General features: G+C 55.4%; 14 protein-coding genes. All 14 read left to right on the top strand.

The annotated features are described in order from the left end of the window. Nucleotides 1-14 precede the first annotated feature (14 nt). The 14 genes from ACFFK0_RS00090 to ACFFK0_RS00155 all read left to right on the top strand — a co-directional run bounded on the left by ACFFK0_RS00090 (nucleotide 15) and on the right by ACFFK0_RS00155 (nucleotide 16646). Nucleotides 15-857 carry a carbohydrate ABC transporter permease gene (locus ACFFK0_RS00090; protein WP_377467442.1) on the top strand — a complete coding sequence of 281 codons (843 nt, stop codon included), beginning with the start codon at nucleotides 15-17 and terminating at the stop codon, nucleotides 855-857. A 28-nt stretch (nucleotides 858-885) separates the two neighbouring features. Next, nucleotides 886-1842, top strand: a complete 957-nt coding sequence (locus tag ACFFK0_RS00095) for a carbohydrate ABC transporter permease (RefSeq protein WP_377467379.1) — start codon at nucleotides 886-888, stop codon at nucleotides 1840-1842. A gap of 27 nt (nucleotides 1843-1869) precedes the next feature. Next, complete coding sequence (locus ACFFK0_RS00100; RefSeq protein WP_377467381.1) at nucleotides 1870-2574, top strand: hypothetical protein; 705 nt, start codon at nucleotides 1870-1872, stop codon at nucleotides 2572-2574. 27 nt (nucleotides 2575-2601) lie between these two features. Beyond that, nucleotides 2602-3345, top strand: coding sequence for a hypothetical protein (locus tag ACFFK0_RS00105; protein ID WP_377467383.1), 744 nt, complete (start codon nucleotides 2602-2604; stop codon nucleotides 3343-3345). A 33-nt stretch (nucleotides 3346-3378) separates the two neighbouring features. Further along, nucleotides 3379-4080, top strand: a complete 702-nt coding sequence (locus ACFFK0_RS00110; RefSeq protein WP_377467385.1) for a hypothetical protein — start codon at nucleotides 3379-3381, stop codon at nucleotides 4078-4080. Between the two features lie 126 nt (nucleotides 4081-4206). Continuing rightward, nucleotides 4207-5529 carry an ABC transporter substrate-binding protein gene (locus tag ACFFK0_RS00115; protein WP_377467387.1) on the top strand — a complete coding sequence of 441 codons (1323 nt, stop codon included), beginning with the start codon at nucleotides 4207-4209 and terminating at the stop codon, nucleotides 5527-5529. 71 nt (nucleotides 5530-5600) lie between these two features. Then, nucleotides 5601-6713, top strand: coding sequence for a hypothetical protein (locus tag ACFFK0_RS00120; protein WP_377467389.1), 1113 nt, complete (start codon nucleotides 5601-5603; stop codon nucleotides 6711-6713). Between the two features lie 18 nt (nucleotides 6714-6731). Further along, the gene (locus tag ACFFK0_RS00125) at nucleotides 6732-8078 is read left to right on the top strand and encodes an ABC transporter substrate-binding protein (protein WP_377467391.1); all 1347 of its coding nucleotides are present in this window, start codon (nucleotides 6732-6734) and stop codon (nucleotides 8076-8078) included. Between the two features lie 33 nt (nucleotides 8079-8111). Beyond that, complete coding sequence (locus ACFFK0_RS00130) at nucleotides 8112-9452, top strand: ABC transporter substrate-binding protein (RefSeq protein WP_377467393.1); 1341 nt, start codon at nucleotides 8112-8114, stop codon at nucleotides 9450-9452. A 134-nt stretch (nucleotides 9453-9586) separates the two neighbouring features. Further along, nucleotides 9587-10987 (top strand): S-layer homology domain-containing protein, encoded by a 1401-nt coding sequence (locus tag ACFFK0_RS00135; protein WP_377467395.1) that lies wholly within the window; start codon nucleotides 9587-9589, stop codon nucleotides 10985-10987. An 81-nt stretch (nucleotides 10988-11068) separates the two neighbouring features. After that, nucleotides 11069-11779: an ABC transporter ATP-binding protein gene (locus tag ACFFK0_RS00140; protein ID WP_377467397.1), complete on the top strand. Its 711-nt coding sequence runs from the start codon at nucleotides 11069-11071 to the stop codon at nucleotides 11777-11779. Continuing rightward, on the top strand, nucleotides 11754-12797 hold the full coding sequence (locus ACFFK0_RS00145; protein ID WP_377467399.1) for an efflux RND transporter periplasmic adaptor subunit: 1044 nt from the start codon (nucleotides 11754-11756) through the stop codon (nucleotides 12795-12797). Before ACFFK0_RS00140 ends, ACFFK0_RS00145 begins: the two co-directional genes overlap by 26 nt. A gap of 32 nt (nucleotides 12798-12829) precedes the next feature. Then, on the top strand, nucleotides 12830-15742 hold the full coding sequence (locus ACFFK0_RS00150; RefSeq protein ID WP_377467401.1) for an ABC transporter permease: 2913 nt from the start codon (nucleotides 12830-12832) through the stop codon (nucleotides 15740-15742). Between the two features lies 1 nt (nucleotide 15743). Further along, complete coding sequence (locus ACFFK0_RS00155) at nucleotides 15744-16646, top strand: ABC transporter ATP-binding protein (RefSeq protein ID WP_377467403.1); 903 nt, start codon at nucleotides 15744-15746, stop codon at nucleotides 16644-16646. The last annotated feature ends 110 nt before the right edge of the window (nucleotides 16647-16756 follow it).

The raw sequence follows: 16756 nt of genomic DNA on the forward strand, positions 1-16756 counted from the left end.
ATCGGAAAACGAGAATGAGGTCGGCCTTCTCCGAATACATGGAAGGCACGCTGTTTATCGCCCCTTGGTTTATCGGCTTTGTCGTATTCATGGCGTTCCCGATCGGCTATTCGCTCTTTATGAGCTTCCAGGACGTCACGATCACGGCGACGAATACGACGACCAAGTACGTTGCATGGAAGCACTACCAGAAGATTCTGTTTGAGGACGGAAGTCTGCTATACAATCAGCTGCTGCCGTTTCTCCGGCAGATTCTGTTCATGATTCCGATCATCGTTGTCTTCGCTTTGCTGATCGCCATCATGCTGAATCAGAAATTCGCCGGCCGCTCGTTTTTCCGGGCCGTCTTCTTCCTGCCGGTCATTCTGTCGACGGGCGAGGTCGTCAAAGAGTTCCTGACGCAGGGCGAAGGCGACGTCGGGTTTATGTCCAAATACAATGTGACCGGACTTATCCAGGCCAATTTGTCCGAAACGTGGTCTGCGCCGCTGATCGCCGTGCTGGATTCGTTCGTATTGATTCTGTGGTATTCCGGGGTGCAGATTTTGATCTTCCTCGGGGGCAGGCAGACGATTTCGAATTCGGCTTACGAGGCGGCGAGAATCGACGGGGCGGGACCATGGGAAACGTTCTGGAAAATTACGCTGCCGGCGATGACGCCGTTCATTTTCCTGAATCTGATCTACACCGTTGTCGATCTGTTCACGTTCCCGACGAATCCGGTGCTGGGCAAAGTCAGGGAAAGCGAATACGGGCAGTACAGCGCGCTGTTCTGGATTTATTTCCTGATTATCGCGTTCTTCCTGGCGATTATTTTCTTTATCTTTTTCCGGTTAACAAAGTCGCAGCGGACGTAACGACCACATTATGCGAAGGGGTGAGGCCATGATCCGCCTGAAATTGAAGGAAGACCGCGCTTCCGGAATGCTGCAGCTCTTGAGCAATATCCGGTATGCGGTGCTCGGCCGGGAAGCGGATAAGGGACTGCTGTTCAAGCTGTTCATTTATTTGATTCTCATCGACACGTCGTACATTTATTTGAAGCCCATTCTGCACATGGTGACGACGATGGTGAAGAACGCGGAGGATTTGCTCGATCCGGCCGTCAACTGGTTCCCGAGAGTCATTTATCTCGGCAACCTGCAGGAAGCCTGGGAGTGGATGAAGTATCCGAAAGCGCTGGGCATCAGCTTGATGCTGTCGTTGTCGGTGGCCGTGCTGCAGACGCTCTCCTGCGCCGTAACCGGGTATGCGTTCGCCAGGCTGAAGTTCCCGTTCAAGAGGCTGCTGTTTTTCTTCCTGCTGCTGACCTTCATCGTACCGATGCAGGTGACGGTACTTCCCAACATTTTGTACGCGAAGCAGTTTGGTCTCTTAAACACCATCTATCCGATCGTGATTCCGGCTTTCTTCGGACTCGGCCTGAAGGGAGCGTTGTTCGTCATCATTTACCGCCAGTTTTTCTCGACGCAGCCGAAGGAGCTGGAGGAGGCGGCCCGCATCGACGGGGCGAACGTGTTCAAAATTTTTTACAAGGTGATGATGCCGCTCGCGAAACCGGCCGTGCTGGTCGTGTTCCTGTTCTCCTTCATTTGGACCTGGAACGACTTCTATTTGCCGAGCATGTATTATCCCGATATCGAGACGGCTCCGCTTTCGCTCGGCATTCAGAAGATCGCATCGGCCTTGCGCCAGCAGGCGGAAGCTTACGGGCCTTCCGTGACGGACGAAGCGGTGAAGATGTCGACCACGTTCCTGATGATCATGCCTCCGCTCGTGCTCTATATGTTCACGCAGCGATGGTTTGTTGAGGGTGTGGAAAGAACCGGCTTGGTCGAGTAATTTTGAGGATAACGGAGGGGTCAGCTCGTGAGAAGGATCATCGTATGCACACTGGCCGCAGCGCTGGCGATCGGCGCTTCGGCCTGCTCCCAAGCGACGCAGGGGAGTGCGCCGGAACCGGCGAACGCGAAGAAGATGCTGTATGTGAAACGGGGAGAGGGCACCAACGATCCGATTGTGATGAAGCATTTCGAGAAGATCGGGTATATGGTCATTGAAGAGTCCGACAACGTATTCAAGGCGGAGCGGGCGAAGGAGTTCGGCGTCGTCTACATCAGCCCGACGGTCAACTCGGCGCGGATCGACGCGGAGCTTCGGCACTCTCCGGTGCCGGTCGTCTATGCCAAGCCGCAGGCTGCCAGCATCGGCGGCTTGACGGGCTTGCTCGATTACGGGCAGCTCGACAGCGGGAAGTCCGTACAAATCAAGGACGAGAAGCATCCGCTGGCGGCGGGGCTGAAGGGCGAGGTGGCTGTTTACAAAAACAACGGCAAACTCGGCTACGGGGTTCCCGGCAAGGATGCCATCGTGATTGCCACCGTCCCGGGCGATGAGAAGAAAGCGGCGGTATTTGCGTATGAGAAGGGTGCGAGCAATATCAATAACGAGAAAGTGCCGGCCCGCCAGGTGTTCTTCTATTTCACCGCAGGCGAAGAATCGAATCAGACCGACGAAGGCCTCAAGCTGCTAGACGCGGCGGTACAGTGGGCCGCCCAGAACGGAAGCAAGTAAACCATCCGACCGGGAGGATTGATCCATATGACTCGACGTATCATCGGCGCGGCGTTCGCCGCTTTGTTCCTTGTTGCGCTTACCGCTTGCAGCTTCGGCCCGTCACGGCCGCCCGTTACGAATCAGCCTTCGTCGCCGGCTGCGGCCAAAGACCAATCAAACGGGAAGAGCGTGCTCTTCGTAGGGCAGGAAGGCGGCGGCGACGGGATCGTGATCAAGCGGCTTAAGGAGAAGCACGGCATGAATGTTACCGTCTTGTCCGACAAAGAGGTAACGACCGAAAAGGCTAACGGGTTTACATTGATTTATGTAAGCGAATCGGTCAACTCCGGCAGAATCAAAGACAAATTTATCGGCCTGCCCATACCTGCCATTTATGCCGAGCCGCAAGTGTCCGCCGATATCGGCATGTCCGGACCGGACGGTTACGGCAAGCTGGAAAAGGATAACGCGGCCAAGACGATTCAGATCAAGGATGCCAAGCATCCGATTGCCGCCGGGCTGGAGGGGACCGTCGACGTGTACAAGGATAACGGGAATATGGGCTGGGTCACTCCGGAAGAGGGCGTAGCTGTTATCGCCACCGTGCCGGACGACGAGCAGAAGGCTGTAATCGCCGCACTCGACAAAGGGGCCAAGAACACAAGGGGGCAGTCGCTTGCCGCACGCGAAGTGTTCCTGTACATGATGTTCGGAGAAGAAATCAATCAGACGGAGAGCGGCTGGAAACTGTTCGACGCTGCGGTCAATTGGGCGACCGGGACCAAGTAGGGTGATCGCTTCGGAATTGGAGGAGATGCGCTCGTGATACGGATTCGTTATGTGCAGCTGGCGATGCTGCTGATGCTAGCGGGATTGATGGCCGCTCTGGCAGGCTGTGCGGCTTCGCAGGAAACGGCGGTACGCGGCAAGAAAGCGCTGTTCGTCGGGAAGGAAGGCGGCGGCGACGCCATCGTCGTCAAGCATTTGAAGACGCTCGGCTACGAAGTGGCCGTGGTCGCCGACAAGGAGCTTACTGCGGAAGCGGCGGAGGCGTATTCGCTCGTATTCGTCAGCTCGACGGTCAATTCCGGCAGGGTCGGCAATAAACTGATCGCGTCGAAGACGCCGGTCATTTATGCGGAATCCCAGAATCTCGGCGATATCGGGTTTGCCGGCAAGGCGACGGACGAGGACAACGGCGATTACAGCGGCCGGACGGTCACCATCCGCGATGCCAAGCATCCGATGGCCGCCGGGCTGCAAGGCGATATCGACGTCTACAAGGCGGACGGAAAAATCGGCTTCGTCGTACCGCAGGGCGGCGTGATCGTAGCCTCCGCACCGGACGACGAGAAGAGAGCCGTCATCGGCGCCATCGAGAAAGGAACGGCCAATATGAGCGGCGAGGCGGCCCCGGCCCGGCGCGTTTACTTCTATCTGGTCGGCGGGGAGGAGATCAACCAGACGGATCACGGCTGGAAGCTGTTCGAAGCGGCGGTGCGATGGGCGGAAGGTGAAGGGTGAGGATTCGCGGTTGGAAAGACCTATATTTCGAAATCAACCCCCTAATGTAATTAAGGCTGTCTCCGATTAAAGTTAAAGTATAAGCGTTTCCATGATCAACCAAAAAGGGAGGTTCAAAGTATTCATATGAAAAAAGCATTCAAAGCTTCTCTGTTAACGCTTTCAACCGCAGTCGCCCTGGCTGCCTGTACCGCACCGACAGCGACGACGTCGCCGGATCAAACGGCCGAGAAGAAGCCGCCCGGGCAGACCTCGAACGAGAACGAAATTTTTATTTACACGGTGTATCCTGCGTTCTATGCCAAGGAGGAAATTTGGGAGAAGCAGGTCGGTCAATATTTAAAGAAGAAGTTTCCGAATTTGACGTTCAAGCATGTGCAGTGGGATAACCCCGGCCGCCAATACAAGGATTTGATCGCAGCCGGAACGATTCCGGACATCGTCATCGACAACGCGCGCATGAATCTCCATCGGTATATTTTGAAGAACGATCTGCAGTACGACATGACCGACCTGATCAAGAAATACAATTTCGACACCAGCGCTTTGAACCCGGCGGCGATGGCCCAAATGAAGAACGTAACGCCGGAAGGCAAAATCTACGGCCTGCCGTTCCAGCTAAGCGATTTCGTGCTGTTCTACAATAAGGATATTTTCGATAAGTTCGGCATCGATTATCCGAAGGACGGCATGACCTACGACGAGATTTATGAGCTTGCGAAGCGGCTGACCCGTGTCGAAGGCGAAAACACGTACAAGGGCTACCAGCACCATCCGGGCCTGTACATGACTTACAATCAGCTCTCGCTGTCCCCGCTCAGCCTGACCGAAGACAAGGCCGAGCTGAACACGCCGGGCTGGAAGAAGCAGGTCGACAACCTGCGCAGATTTTACGAGATTCCGGCTAACCAGTTTACATCGGTAGACGATTTCCCGAAAGGGAAAATCGCGATGGCCGTACACGTTTCGGAGAAGATCGTACAGTGGTATGAACAGAACAAAAACCTGAATTTCGATATCGCCGCCATGCCGTCCTTCGCGGATGCTCCGGGCGTCAAGGCGCAGCCTAACATGTATGCGGCTTATATTACGAAGCAATCGACGAAGAAGGATCAGGCGTTCCAGGTGATTCAGTATTTGCTTTCCGAGGAGATGCAGATCAATTTCGCCAAGGAAGGCATTATCGGGCCGCTCCAAACGCCTAAGGTCCAAGAAGCGTTCGGGCAAAATCTGCCGCAAATGCAGGGCAAGCATACGCAGGCGATCTTCTACGGCAAGAACGCCATGCCGCCGGCGGCACGGGCGAACGGTTTGACGTATATCGACGTTCCGGTGCACGGCGTGTTCCAGCCGCTGATCTTCGGCGAGTCGAAAGATTCGGTAACCGCGCTTCGGATGGTGGAAGAGTCGTCGACCAAAGGGATTCAAACCGAGAAGGCCGCACAATAGCGATAGGGCGCGAAAGGCTCCTGCCGTAAGGAGGGGCCTTTCGGCAAGCAACCAGCATAAGGGAGGAACGTATGGTGAAACGTTTTTTGGTTTTCCTGATTGCGGCTTTCATGGCATTGTCGTTGTTCGCCTGCTCGTCGGGCAATACGGAGCAGACGGCGAGTACGCCTAAGGTTGAGGAGGCAGCTCCGTCTCCGGCAGGGTCTAATACTGCGCCGGCCACGACGGAACAGGCGAAGCCGGCGGAGCCGGCACCGTCGCAAGATGCGTCGAAGGCTCCGGATGCATCGGCTCAAGCTCCGTCTCCGGCAAACGGCAGTTCTGCTTCAGGGGCGCCTGCAGCGGGGGATACTTCCAAGCCAGCTCCCGCCGGTGAGGCTTCCAAGCCGGCCTCCGCCGAGCCATCCGGAAGCAAGACCCCGGCGCCCGAACCGTCCAAATCCAATCCGCAGCCAGCAGCCCCCCCGAAACAGGAGCCGCCGGCACAGCAGCCGCCGGCGCAGCAGCCAGCTCCCGCTAAACCGGACCCGGCTCCCGCTGCAAAGCCGGAAATTTCGCCGCAAGGGAAGAAGCTGCTGTTCGTAGGCCGGGACCAAGATCCGCTTCCGGCGGAAGACCAAGCGATCATGGACCGGCTGAAGAAGATGGGCTTCTCCGTAACGCACTCGATCGATAGAGAGTTTACCGCCGACGCGACCAAAGGCTACGACATGATCTACATCAGCCAGACGATGAACTCCAAATTTCTGAAGGGCGGCGTAATGAAGGATGTCGCCATTCCGACCCTCTATGTAAAGAACCACGGGATGTTTTATTTAGGCTTGTCTTCTGTCGAGGAAAATACAACGGTGAAGAAGAGCAAAACGATCGAGATCGTCGATGCCAGCCACAAAATTGCCGCCGGTCTCTCCGGCACGGTGGACGTGTATAAGGAAATCGGCGACAATTTCGGCGTCAGCTACGGAGTTCCGGGGAAAGAAGCGAAGGTCGTGGCAACGGTTCCCGGCGATAAGACGAAGGCGGCGCTGTACTACTACGACAAAGGGGCGAAGGCGGACAACGGCTATGTGACCAAAGCGCGTGTTTCGTTCTACTACTGGAGCAACGGCATGCACGAGAACTCAACCGACGCCGGCTGGAAGCTGTGGGATAATATCGTGCTTTGGACGCTTCAAAACGGATAAGGAGGGCGATGGTTCGGAATGGTCGATCATGCGAAACGGCTGATCGCGCTTCTCGCTTCGCTTGCTTTGTTATCGGCTTGCGAAGCGTCGCCGGTCGGCAATACCGCCGATAATTCGGAAGGGAAGCCTAAAGCCTCGGAGTCCCCGCCGAACGAGCTGCTGATCTATACGGTGAATCCCCCCTACTTTGCCAAAGAGGAGGTGTTCGACAAGCAGATTGGACAATTCCTGAAGAAGAAGTTTCCGGACATCACGATCAAGCACATTCATTGGGATAATCCGGGCCGGCAGTACAAGGATTTGATTGCGGCCGGCACGATCCCCGACATTATTTTCGATAATACCCGGATGAACGTGCAGCGGTGGATATTCGCCAACGATCTTCAGTACGATATCAGCGATCTGATCAAAAAGTACAATTTCGATACGACCAAGCTGAATCCGGCGCAGGTCGCCCAGATGAAGAATTTGACCCCGGAGGGAAAGCTGTTCGGTCTGCCGTATAATAATAACGATTTCGTGTTGTTCTACAACAAGGATATCTTCGATAAATTCGGCGTGGACTATCCGAAGGACGGAATGACTTACGACGAAATCTACGAGCTGGCCAAGAGGCTCACTCGCGTCGAGGGAGAAATTACATACAAGGGCTTCTCTCAAAATCCGGGCCACTATATGAACTACAACCAGCTGTCGCTGTCGCCTCTCAGCTTAACCGAAGACAAAGCCAGCTTGAACACGCCGGAATGGAAAAAGGTTGTCGATAACTTGAGACGCTTCTACGACATCCCGGCCAACCAGTTCGATACGGTGGAAACGTTCGCCACGAAGGGCAACATCGCGATGGCTGTCGCGACGGTGGACCATCTCGTATCCTTCTATGAGCAGAACAAGAACTTGAACTTCGATATCGTGTCCGTGCCTTCCTTCGCCGAGGCGCCGAATTCCAGGTATCAGCCGAACGTGTACTCGATGTATATCACGAAGCAGTCGACCAAGAAGGATCTGGCGTTTCAGGCGATTGCGGCGATCCTGTCGGAGGAGCATCAGATCGAACTAGCGAAAGAAGGCGTGATCGGGCCGCTCGAAACGAAAGCGGTGCAGGAGGCGTTCGGACAAAACCTGCCGCAAATGAACGGCAAGCACGTTTCCTCGATCTACTTCGGCAAAACCGCCATGCCTCCGCCGGCGCGGGCTGCAGGCCTTACCTGGTATGACGTGCCGATGCAGAACGTATTCCAGCCGCTGATTTTCAAGGAATCGAAGGATTCCGTAACGGCGCTGAGAATGATCGAGGAGCAAAGTACGAAAGCGATTCAGACGGAGAAGGCGTCCAAATCAGGAAACACAACAGGCGGCAACTGAGCCGGAGGCACGTTCCGCGAGGAGGTGGGAAGGTTGGGTAGGCCGCTCGGCAGGATTCTCGCATTAACGCTGACGATCGTCTTAACGGCCGGTTGTACGGAGGTGCCGGTCGGGGATGCCAAGCCAGGCGGAACGGGGGAGCAATCCCCGAGCCGCCAATCGGCCGACAACGAGCTGCTGATTTACACCGTATGGCCGGCTTATTATGTGAAAGAAGAAATTTTTCAGAAGCAGATCGGCGATTATATCCGGAAGAAGTTTCCCGATATCACCGTGAAGCATATCGCCTGGGATAATCCCGGTCGGCAGTATAAAGATTTGATTGCCGCCGGCACCATCCCCGATATCATCATGGACGACACGCGCATGAACGTGCAGCGGTATATTATCGATAACGACCTGCATTACGACATGACCGAACTGATCAAGAAATACAACTTCGACACGAGCAAGTTCAATCCGGCGCACATGGCGCAGATGAGGAACTTGACCCCGGACGGCAAGCTGTACGGTCTTCCTTTTTACAACAACGATTACGTCTTGTTCTATAATAAGGATATTTTCGATAAGTTCGGTGTCGATTATCCAAGGGACGGCATGACGTATGATGAGATTTACGAGCTCGCCAAGAGACTGACGCGCGTAGAAGGGGAAATCACCTATAAAGGATTTTCCCAGCATCCCGGGCATTACTTGAATTTTAACCAGCTTTCGCTGTCACCGCTCAGCCGGACGGAGGACAAAGCCGATTTGAGCGCGCCCGGCTGGAAGCTGCTAGTCGACAACATGCGCCGGTTTTACGAGATTCCGGCCAACCAGTTCGATACGGTCGAGACGTTCGCTTCCAAGCCAAGTCTGGCGATGGCCGTAGCTAGCGTGAGCGATCATGTCGTCAAGTTCCACGAAGCGAACAAAAGCCTGAATTACGATTTCGTGTCCGTCCCATCTTTCCCTGACGCCCCCGGTATCAAGTACCAGCCTAATGTATATTCCATGTACATTACGAAACAGTCGACGAAGAAGGATCTTGCTTTCCAGGTCATCGCCGCCTTGCTGTCCGAGGAGCATCAGATCGAGCTGGCGAAGGAAGGGGTAATCGGACCGCTGGAAACCGAGGCCATTAAATCGGCGTTCGGACAAAACTTGCCGCAATTGCAGGGCAAGAATATCCAGTCGGTGTTTTACGGCAACAATGCGATGCCGCCTCCGGCCCGCCAAGAGGGTCTCGTATGGTATGACGCCATCCTGCAAAATATCTTCCAGCCGCTCATCTTCAGCGAATCGAAGGATTCCGTAACGGCGCTGCGCATGACGGAAGAGAAGACGACGAAAGAAATCGAGCAAAAGAAAGCCGATAAGGCTCTATCCGATTAATACGGCTTGTAAGCGAACGGATGAAGCGATGAACCTATAAACTTGCTTCAAAGCCCCTATAACAGACGAACCAATCCGTATTAAGTTTAATATCATCAGTACAACTAAAACTTGCGTTGGGATGGTGAACAGTTTTGAAGAAGCTTACGCTTTCGGTAATTGCTTTGCTGATTGTGTCACTCGTTTTGCTGCCATTCGCATTTGCCGCCGAGACCGGCTCGGGCAGCGCTTCCGCCGTGAAGAGGGCGGACGATTTCGTGGATTTGAAAGATTTGCCGCAGGACGAGAAGGATAAATTCGATGCGATGATTCAGGGCGGCGTATTCAACGGCATGACCGAGGATACGTTCGGGCTTGACGTCAAAATGAACCGCGCCCAGTTTGCTAAAGTGGCCTCCATAATTTTTAAATTGTCTGTTGATGAAGCGCTTACAGCATCCTCGTTCGAAGACGTCAAAGCGGGTGACTGGTCGCTGCCTTATATTGAAGCGCTTAAGAAAGCGGGGCTTACGAACGGCTACGATGCCGAAGGGAAACAGTACAATCCTAACGGCGAAGTATCCCGCCAAGAGCTTGCCGCTTTCCTGATCCGCGGTCTCGGACTCGAGGAAGAGGCCAAAGCTGCGGAGCCGGTTTCGGATTCGACCGTTGACGACTGGGCGAAAGGCTATGCAGCGCTTGCGCTGGAGAAAAACCTGCTTGCCAAACTGGATAACGGTACGTTCGGCGGCAAACAGTCGGCGACCCGTAAAATGCTGGCGCTGGCGAGCTATGCGGCAAAGCAAATTTTTGAAGGCGGTTCCGTCGGCGGAAACGAAGGCGGCGGTTCGACGGCAACGCCGCCGCCGGCGACAAACCCGGGAGATACCCCGGCCGGGACGGACGGCAAAATTTCGCCGGAAGGCAAGAAAATGCTGTTCATTACGCGGCAAAGCAACCAAATGGCGACGCTGAGCAGCAATCCGGAAGACGAGAAGATTATCGCCCGCATGAAGGCACTCGGATTCCGCGTGACCTGGATCAACTGCGATAAAGTGACGCTGGAGAAGACGGCAGGCTACGATATCATCTACGTCAGTGCTACGGTCAATTCGAAGTATTTCCGATCGGCATGGATGAAGGATGTAGCGATTCCGACCGTTTACGCCAAAAATCACGGTATGTATTATCTCGGCCTTTCCTCTCAAGAAGAGAACACGAATGAGTACAACATCAAGTCGATCAGCATCGCGGATCCGAAGGATGAAGCTGCGGCCGGTCTGTCCGGTGCAGTCGATGTGCTGAGAACGACCGATCCCAAAACCGCCCTTGCCTATGGGATTCCCGGTAAAGAAGCGAAGAAGGTGGCGACGATCCCCGGCAAGGATAAGCTGTCGCCGTTGTATTACTACAATAAGGGCTCCAAGGCCGACAGCGGCTTTGAAGTGAAGGCGCGCACTTCGTACATCTTCATATCCGGGAGCAATGACAACTTGACCGATGATGCATTGAAGCTGCTGGACAATCTCGTCGTGTTTACGCTTCAGAATAAGTAACGCCATGTTCCAGTTTCCCCGCGGCCTGCCGCGGGGAGATTCATTTCAGGGAGGATGCGCTGCTTGACAGGAGGGACCGCCATGAGAGATCAGCAATCGAATCACGCCGCTGCCGGGCCCCTGGTTATCGCGGATCAGATCACCCGGGTGTTCGGGCGCGGTCAAGCGTCCGTTCATGCTTTAAGAGGAGCCAGTCTCTCGATTCCGCCCCGGCGTCTGGTTGCCTTAAGAGGAAGATCGGGATCGGGCAAGACGACGCTAATCAACATTCTGGGAGCGCTTGACCGGCCTACGGAAGGGAAAGTGATTTTCGACGGCCGCGAAATCAGCGCTTTCTCCGAGCATAAACGCAATGCGCTTAGACGCAAGGAGATCGGGCTTATTTTCCAATCGTTCGGTCTTGTCCCGCTGATGACGGCTTACGAGAATGTGGAATTCGGTCTGCGCATTGCCGGAGTGAAGGCGTCAAGGTTTAAGGAATATGCGGAGAGCGCGCTCGAGTACGTAGGATTGAAGGGCAGGATGAAGCACAGACCGTTTGAAATGTCGGGAGGCGAGCAGCAGCGCGTCGCCATCGCGAGGGCCATTGCCCACCGGCCGACGCTGATTCTTGCGGATGAGCCGACGGCCGAGCTCGACAGCAAGATGGGCATGCAGGTGATGCGGGTATTTCAAGACCTGGTCCATAACGAGGGGATGACGATCATCCTCACTACGCACGATCCTGCGATCATGAAGGTAGCCGATCACGTATATGCATTGGAGGATGGGCAGATTGTCGAATCGACGTAATCGAACGGCGCTGTCGCTACTTGGGCTCGGATGGATGGCGGCCGTACTCGCCGGATGTTCCTTGCTTCCGGTTGAAGAGCAGGTGCTGAAGCCGTCGCTCGTAGAGCCGGCCAAGGCGACGCTCAGCTTGTATGTCGTCAAACGCGCCAATATCGCCAAGCAAATTACCGGCGTAGCGACCCTCACGGCAGATAAGATGGATTATTTGTACTTCGAAGATTCCGGGAACAAGCTCGAATCGATTCATGTGAAGCTGGGAGATGCCGTCCAAGCCGGCGACGTCGTAGCGACGACGGAGACCGGGGATCTCGAGATGAAAATCAGGCTGCAGGAAATTGCGGTGGAGAAGAGCCAAATCACGCTGCAGCAGCAGATGATGGACAAAAGCCCCGACGATCCGGAAGTCCGGCTCAAGAAGCTGGATTTGCAGAGCGCCCATTTGCAGCTCGAGTCGCTGCGCGACCAGCTTAAGCGTTCCAAGCTGACGGCCAAGGTGAGCGGCATCGTGACCTTCCTCGACCCGATTCAGCCGGGTGATTCCGTTACCGCTTACAAGCAGCTGGTGACGATCTCCGACCCGAGTCAGATGAAGCTCGTCTATACGGCCGGGAGCATCGGCGAACTGTCCGGCGTTGAGGTCGGGATGGACGCGGAAGTGAAAATCAAGGGGCAGAGCTACGCCGGGAAAGTGGTGCAAACGCCGCTAACCGCACCACCGAACAGCAATAAAGCGATACAGGAAAAAAATAATAAGTCGCTGACGATCGACGTGAAGAATCTGCCTCCGGACATGACGATCGGCGCCCAGGCGGATCTTACGATCGTTACCGAGAAGAGGGACAATGCGCTGGTCATTCCGCGGGCGGGACTGCGCAGCTATATGGGGCGCGATTACGTGCTCGTGCTTGACGGAGAAAGCCGCAAGGAAATCGACGTGGAGAAAGGCATCGTCGCTGCGACCGAAGTCGAGATCCTCAAGGGCATCACTGAAGGCCAGCAAATTATATTGAGCAATTAAGAGCCGAGCTTTCCTGCAGGGAGGGTAACCCTTTGGCGCTATTTATCATGATCCTCCGCAAAATGATCAACAATAAATGGCTGGAGCTTAGTTTATTGTTCGGGCTGATCTTGTCGGTCGCCCTGGCCAGCAGCATGCCGATCTATACGAACGCCATTCTGCAGCGGCTCTTGATTCAAGAGATGCAGCAGCTGCAGCTTGCCAGCAATCAATATCCGGGCATTTACTGGATCTCGGCCCCGATGTCTGCGCAGGATCTTCAGAAACAGGAAACGGTCGCCAAGACGGAGGCTTTCCTGACTGGGGTCAGCGGCAAATTCGGCGTACCGGTCCAATCGTTTGTGCGCGAGCGGGCGACACAGCGCTATGAACTCGCCCCGGCGGAGCCTGAGAAAATCGATGTGAATGTACAGCGGTCCGCCGATATTTCGGCCATAGACGGAATGGAAAGCCATATCCGGCTTGTCGACGGGCGCCTTCCGGCCAAGGAGCCGGTGAACGGCGTGTACGAGGCGCTGGTAGGTCCCGAAGCGCTGACGGAGCTGAGCATGGTGCTGGGAACGGTGTTTATCGTGAAGGACCCCGGCCTCAAGGAGCCGATTAAGGTGCAGCCGGTCGGCGTCTTCGACCGTAGCGACTACTCCGATCTGTTCTGGTACAACAATACAAGCGGCTACAAAAACAGTCTCCTGATCGATTTCCAGCTGTTCGAGCGGGACATTACGGCGGGAGGCAAGCTGAACGTTCAGTCTAGTTATTGGTATTACGCTCTCGATTATACGAAGATGACTTTGGAGTCGGCGGATGATTTCCTCTGGAATGATTATCATATCGGCAACTTTATGGATGGCTTGTATACCGAGCACAACAAGAACGTGCCGGCGCTGCAGACGCTGAGCAATTATTATGTGAAAGAAGCCAATTTGCGGATGATGCTCTGGTCGCTGAACGTGCCGGTTATGCTGATGCTTGCGTTTTACTTATATATGGTGGCGAATTTGATTACCGACCGGCAGAAGACGGAGATTGCCGTGCTGCGCAGCCGGGGAGCAAGCCGCCGGCAAATTATTCTCGGCTATGCGGCGGAAGGACTTGTGCTGGGGACGGTCGCTTTCATCGCCGGGCCGTATTTGGGCGAGCTGATGACGAAGGTGCTTGGAGCCTCCAGCGGTTTTCTCGAGTTCGTGCAGCGCGCCAGGCTTGAGACGAAGCTGAACCGGGATGCGTTTCTATATGCGCTCATTGCGGTATCCGCTTCGCTGGTCATGACGCTGATTCCGGTTTTCCTCGCAACAAGGGTAACGATCGTCGGGCACAAACAGCAGTCGGCCCGATTGAAGAAGCTATCCTTCTGGCACCGATTCGGGATCGACATCATGCTGGTCGCCGTCTCGCTGTACGGGCTGTATTCCTACAAAAACCGCGTCAAGGATATGCTGTCGCTCGGACTCAAATCGTCGGATCTGAAGGTCGATCCGATGCTGTTCCTTGTGCCGGCCATGTTCGTTCTCGGAACCGGGCTGCTGGTGCTGCGCCTGTATCCATGGGCGGTACAGCTGCTGTACCGGGCCGGAAGACGGTGGTGGCCGCCTTCGATCTATACCACGATGATTCAGGTGAGCCGTTCCATCATTCAATATCAGTTCATTATGGTGTTCTTGATTATTACGGTTGCCACAGGACTGTTCAGCGCCAGTGCGACGCGGACTATCAATCAGAACACGAGCGACAAGATCCGGTATGCGGCCGGGGCCGATATTACGATGCAAATCCACTGGGAAAATGACGCTCCTCCGGCCATCCTCCTCGGCTTGGAGGGCGACGACGGCGAAGCTTCGGCGTCTTCCGATATTGAAGGCGTCGGTGCAGCGGCTACTCCGCCCAGAATCCAGTACAGCGAGCCGTCCTTCCTGCCGTTCACTCAATTTCCCGGGGTTGAGCATGCGGCGAAGGTGTTCGTGAAGAATGACGCATCGCTGACCAAGGGCAAGACGAGCGCCACCGTCCGGCTGATGGGCATCGATACGAAAGATTTCGGCGAAACCGCTTGGATGCGAGACCGCCTGCTCGACCATCATCTAAACGACTATTTGAATTTGATCGCCCGCACGCCGTCAGCGGTGCTGATTTCGCGATCGATCGCGGAAGAGTACGACGTGAAGGCCGGCGATACGATTACGGTAGGCTGGGGCAATGCGGAGCCGGCGCAGTTCACGGTGTTCGGCTTGATCGATTATTGGCCGTCCTGGAATCCGAACCCGGGAGCGGGCGATACGGTTACCGTAACGACGAAAGAAGGAACGAGCACGAAGGTGAGAAAGCCGATGCTGATTGTCGGTCACTTGAGCTATATCCAGAACAATATTGCGCTTGAGCCTTATGAGGTGTGGATGAAGCTGAAGCCTGACGCAAGCAGCAATGCCGTCTATGAAGCCGTCAAGAACCACGGGTATGGCATTGAGGCGGTAACCGATGCGAAGGAGAAGCTGATCGAGGCAGTCAAGGATCCGTTTCAGATGGCGATCAACGGCGTGATGACGCTCGGGTTTCTGATTTCCATCGTCGTGTGCTTCTTCGGCTTTCTGCTGTACTGGGTGTTGTCGTTATCGGCGAGAACGCTGCAGTACGGCATTTTTCGGGCGATGGGCGTGTCGGTGCTGCAGCTGATCGTCATGCTGGCCGGCGAGCAGATCATGATATCGGGAGCGGCGATTGCGATCGGCGTGCTGACGGGCAATTTGGCCAGCTACTTGTTCGTGCCGCTGTTCGAGCTGTCGTTCGATCCGGGCACGCAGGTGCCGCCTTTCCAGGTCACGTTTGACTCTCGCGACCGCGAGCGGCTGTATGCGATCGTGACGGTGATGATCGTGATCGGGCTCGCGGTGCTGGGCCGCATCGTCTCGCGGATCCGGATCCATCAAGCCGTCAAGCTCGGGGAGGATTAATATGATCCATTGTGAGAATCTGGTGAAAATTTATAAAGTCGCCGATCTGGAGGTCGTCGCGCTGCAGGGGCTCGATTTGCACGTGGATGCCGGCGAATTGATGGCGATTATCGGCAACAGCGGCAGCGGCAAATCGACGCTGCTCAATATGCTGGGGGGACTCGACCGTCCCTCCGCAGGCCGGCTCACCGTGGACGGCAAGGATCTTCTCAACATGAAGGAGAAAGATTTGGTCCGCTACAAGCGGGAGTCTGTCGGATTCGTGTGGCAGAACAACGCCCGCAACCTGATCCCGTATTTGACGGCGCTAGAAAATGTGGAGCTCCCGATTTTGCTGCAGGGGGGGCGCAAGCGGGAACGGGCGCTGGAGCTGCTCGAGGCCGTGGGCTTAAGCCACCGCAAGCATAACCGGCTGAATCAGCTGTCCGGCGGCGAACAGCAGCGCGTAGCCATCGCCATTGCGCTGGCCAACCATCCGAAGCTGCTGCTGGCGGACGAACCGACCGGTTCGGTCGATACGCGAATGGCGAACCAGATTCTGGATTTGTTTCGCCAGCTGTCCCGCAGCTTGGGGATTACGGTTGTGATTGTCACGCATGATCCGATGCTGGCGAGGAAGGTAGACCGGGTCGTCGTCATCCGCGACGGCAAAACCTCGTCCGAAATCTTGCGGCGCAAATCGTACGAGCAGGAGCTGCTGGAGCCGGAAGCGGAGCGCGGAAACGAGGAGCGGGAGCAAGAAGAAGGGTCGCATGTCGAATATGCGGTGCTGGACGGGGCGGGCAGGCTGCAAATCCCGGCCGGCTATCTCGAATCGATCGGCTTGTCGAACACCAACAAAATACAGGTTTTGCTAGAGGATGGAAAGATCGTCCTGCTGCCGCCACGACAGCTTGAAGGATGAAATAAATACCCTATAAAGAGGTACGCCTCCCCCATAGGTTACGTTCACACTATTGTAATAAAGTAAGGCCATGCAATCGAATTCAATGTGGGGAAAGAGGGTTGATATGA

Source organism: Paenibacillus chartarius (genome assembly GCF_042432825.1).
Lineage (GTDB): Bacteria > Bacillota > Bacilli > Paenibacillales > NBRC-103111 > Gordoniibacillus > Gordoniibacillus chartarius.